Annotated in this window: 6 protein-coding genes; 4 read left to right on the top strand and 2 right to left on the bottom strand. The window is 40.4% G+C overall.

Annotated features, from left to right (window positions below; all coding sequences use genetic code 11):
* The coding region (locus tag Q0212_RS00710; RefSeq protein WP_297920737.1) for a hypothetical protein at positions 1-233 on the top strand (233 nt) is incomplete at its 5' end.
* Positions 230-1,000 carry an NAD-dependent deacylase gene (locus Q0212_RS00715; RefSeq protein WP_297920739.1) on the top strand — a complete coding sequence of 257 codons (771 nt, stop codon included), beginning with the start codon at positions 230-232 and terminating at the stop codon, positions 998-1,000. The genes Q0212_RS00710 and Q0212_RS00715, both read left to right, overlap by 4 nt.
* A gap of 82 nt (positions 1,001-1,082) precedes the next feature.
* Here Q0212_RS00715 and Q0212_RS00720 read toward each other — a convergent pair whose 3' ends face one another.
* A complete protein-coding gene (locus Q0212_RS00720) occupies positions 1,083-2,048 on the bottom strand; it encodes a ketopantoate reductase family protein (protein ID WP_297920740.1) in 966 nt (321 codons plus the stop codon).
* Between the two features lie 227 nt (positions 2,049-2,275).
* Here Q0212_RS00720 and Q0212_RS00725 point away from each other — a divergent pair, with 227 nt between their 5' ends.
* Complete coding sequence (locus Q0212_RS00725) at positions 2,276-2,671, top strand: HIT family protein (RefSeq protein ID WP_297920742.1); 396 nt, start codon at positions 2,276-2,278, stop codon at positions 2,669-2,671.
* 98 nt (positions 2,672-2,769) lie between these two features.
* On the top strand, positions 2,770-3,081 hold the full coding sequence (locus tag Q0212_RS00730) for a helix-turn-helix transcriptional regulator (protein ID WP_297920744.1): 312 nt from the start codon (positions 2,770-2,772) through the stop codon (positions 3,079-3,081).
* Between the two features lie 58 nt (positions 3,082-3,139).
* Here the strand turns inward: Q0212_RS00730 and Q0212_RS00735 are convergent.
* Positions 3,140-3,698, bottom strand: a 559-nt coding sequence (locus tag Q0212_RS00735; RefSeq protein ID WP_297920746.1) for a hypothetical protein, incomplete at its 5' end; no start/stop codon positions are given.

Here is a 3,698-nt window from a genome sequence, read left to right on the forward strand (position 1 = left end):
CCGACAATATTCAGACAACCATTAGTTGTACGGTTGACCGTAATGAGCAAAAACGCTTACGCGTGACGCAAATTAATGCCAACATTAATTTAGGTAAAGCGGCTGCCGAGTTTGAGCACTTAGAGCGGATTTTGGCGCAGTTTGAAGATTTTTGTACCGTGTCGCAAAGTGTGCAAGCAGGTATTCCTTTGCAAATTAATGTGTTTGATGGTGATGGGGTGGTGTTGAAATGACCACTCCGCTCTCCTCCGCCCAACAACTAATTAAATCAGCCAAATCGGTATTATTTATTACAGGTGCAGGTTTATCGGCAGATTCAGGATTACCGACCTATCGCGGGGTTGGGGGATTGTATGAAGGTCAACGTACAGACGAAGGCTATGCTATCGAAACTGCATTAAGTGCGTCGATGTTTCGCCGTCACCCTGAAATTACATGGAAATATTTGTGGCAAATTGGTTCAGCGTGTTATCAAGCTAAGTTTAATCAAGGCCATGCGATTATTGCCGACATCGAAAAAAATAAACCCAATACATGGGTATTAACCCAAAATATTGATGGCTTTCATCATCAAGCAGGCAGCAAAAATCTCATCGAAATTCATGGCCGTGCTGAACGTTTATATTGTCTTGATTGTGATTTTCAGAGTACGGCTGAACAACTTTTGGCTAACTACCAACAAACTATCAGCCTACCACCACATTGCCCTCAGTGCGGCGGTTTAATACGACCTGATGTGGTGTTGTTTGAAGAAATGTTACCCGAAAAAGCCCTCTCTCAACTCTATCAATTGTTAGATACCATGCCTTTTGATGTGGTTGTGGTGGTGGGTACAAGTGCTCAATTTCCCTATATTCAACAACCTGTTGTTATTGCAAAACAATTAGGTATTCCTGTTATTGAGATTAATCCTATTGATAGTGAGCTATCACGTTTAGCAAGCTATCATTTGCGTGGTGGCGCAGCAGAAATGCTGACTACGTTGTGGGAAATGGCTTAACGAGTATAAGTAGTGTGGGTTGACGCAGGAAACCCACAATTGACATTTCATTATCGTGGGTTTCGTACCTCAACCCACGCTACTATCTCTCCAACTTATCCACCAACCCTTGCAAATTTGGCACAGCAATACCACTTTTATTAGCTCGTTGAACATAAGCTTCTAACAACAATAAGGTTTGTGAGCGTACTTTCATAAAGTGCGCTTGTAAGTAGGTTTCCATATCTAAAGGCGCAACATGACGTGCTAGTTTGAGAATAGCTGGTAACATCCACGGCTTTATTTGTCGCAACACCATACTGGCTTTACTACCATATTCTGCATGTAAGGCAGCAAATACCTCTTGTTGTGCGGCTATCATCGTTTTTAATAACGCTTTATTTGCTGATAATTGCTTAAATTGCCAATCACTTAATTCTAAAGCGGCCAAAAACACCATCAAAAAGCCTGTATTGTGGGCATTAGCAATCGCAAATTGTTTTTGCCACAAGGCACTAATTTTGGCTTTTTTTAACACGGCCAACAATGCCGACACCCCTTCAACCTCACCATCAACTGGCATAGGCATCACAGGGGGAATCCAAAAGGCAATGCCTTCACGTGCTGTTTGCTCGGTGGCTAAGGGTGTGTGATAACTAATCATGTTAATCATCCCTGCCGCGACTTGCTCTTTACCAAAGGTCTGTTGCACACGACTCACATCATCAGGGTCAGGTTGCAAAACCACTACTAAAGCATCTCCAATTGCTGCTTTCATCGGAGCTAAATCCATGGCTGCCAAAGCGGTGCTGGATACACACAGCCAGACTTGACTAAGCTTAATATTGGTCAAACTTTGCCATGAGGTGTGACAACTAAAATTGTTAAAAATAATCGCTTGCTGACGCTGTTTGTCTTGGCGTAAGTTATACAAAACAAAACCTTGTTGTGCTTCTTCTAGATATTTTTCTTTTAGCAAAAAATGAATGTGATAACCCGCTTGTGCCAAATGATAGGCATACACCTGCCCAACTGCGCCAGCACCAATAATTAAAATATGTTCTTTCATTGTTATAATCAACTCAGCATTAGTTCGATACCCATCAAATTATTACATACTTCGATAGATGTCAAACTAAAAATCATCAAAAGCTGATATATGCAGGGCTGCGCATTTCACCGAAATTAACGCGTTTTGTAAGCATTAAATCGTTGAAAACGATTAAAATGCTTACAAATAAGCGATAACCGCGTCAGTCCTAAAAATAATCATATTTTTATGAGAGGATAAACCTAATGCCTACTATCTTTGAGAAAATCATTGCAGGCCAAGCGCCTTGTCACAAAATTGCAGAAACAGACCTAGCTTTAGCTTTTTTAGATATTCGCCCACTGAGCAAAGGCCATACTTTAGTCATTCCCAAACGTCATAGTCTTGATTTATTAGCCATTGAACAACAAGATTTATTTGCGGTGATGGACTTGGCACAACAAGTTGCTAAACGCCAAATGACGGTTTTAGCAGCAGATGGCATCACCGTTTGGCAACACAATCGCAAAGCAGGTGGCCAAGATGTATTTCATTTTCACACCCATGTTATTCCTCGTTGGAATGGACAAAAACTCAATCGTCCTGCTCCGCTTGCGACCCAACAAGAATTAGCCGCACTTGCCCTATTACTTCGCTTTTAGCGTCAATTTGCCAAAGCCTATTAATATTTCGATACTTATCAAAATATAATTGTGTTATACTAATAAGCATTATATTGATGATGGTATAGAGTAGTAAGATGAAAGATTTAAATGCTATGGCGCAAGCTTTTAAAGCCTTATCCCATCCTAATCGTTTGCAAATGTATTTAGAATTGTTAGAACTGCGCGAAAAAATCGTCGCTTCTGGCAAATGCGAACAAAATGAATGTTGTTTTGGCTTGTCTGAATTTATGCACAAACTCAACATTGGTGCACCAACGGTTTCTCATCATATTAAAGAGTTGGTAAATGCCAAGTTAATATGGATCGAACGTCATGGCAAGTTTATGACTTGTCACCTTAATGAAGAAATGCGTGTACAGCTAGAACAATTTTTTGGGGCGAAATAAGACCTCACTCTAGCCCTCTCCTAATAGGAGAGGGAATTTCTTCGTTAGTCATACTCGCCTAAGCCAACGCTGGTTTTGATCCGCCAAAACCTTTAGCACGTAAGCGGCTTAAATAATCAGCAATCTTACTACTCACCACATTCTCTTGAATGTCTGTCGACTGCTCTAATTTAATAGCTTCTTTTAACACAGGTACATCTTGCAACTGCTTATAACGCGCCAAGGTTGACTCTAAACTTTTTGCTAATAACCCTTTACGTAAAGGCTTAGGTAAATATCTAAATACTTGCGCTTGATTAATCAAACTCGCCACACGTTGAGTATCTTTAAAGCAAGTATTAATAATAGTTAATAAATCGGGATACTCACGTTTTAGAGTTTTAATCATAATTGAGGCATCACCATCAGCAAGCTGCAACTCAGTGACTAAAATGGCAATTGGCTGTGTGGCTAATACCGTTAACGCACTGGCAATAGTAGTACGCCATAACACATTATGTTGTGTACCCATTAGCTCTTTCACCGTTTCAAAAACAGCGACATCTTCATCCAAAACTAAACAGGTTAAACCTTTGGCTGGAACAGGCACAGGAAAACTAGGCACATTCACTTTTTCT

It is taken from the genome of uncultured Agitococcus sp. (assembly GCF_937920075.1).
In the GTDB taxonomy this organism is placed as follows: Bacteria; Pseudomonadota; Gammaproteobacteria; order Pseudomonadales; family Moraxellaceae; genus Agitococcus.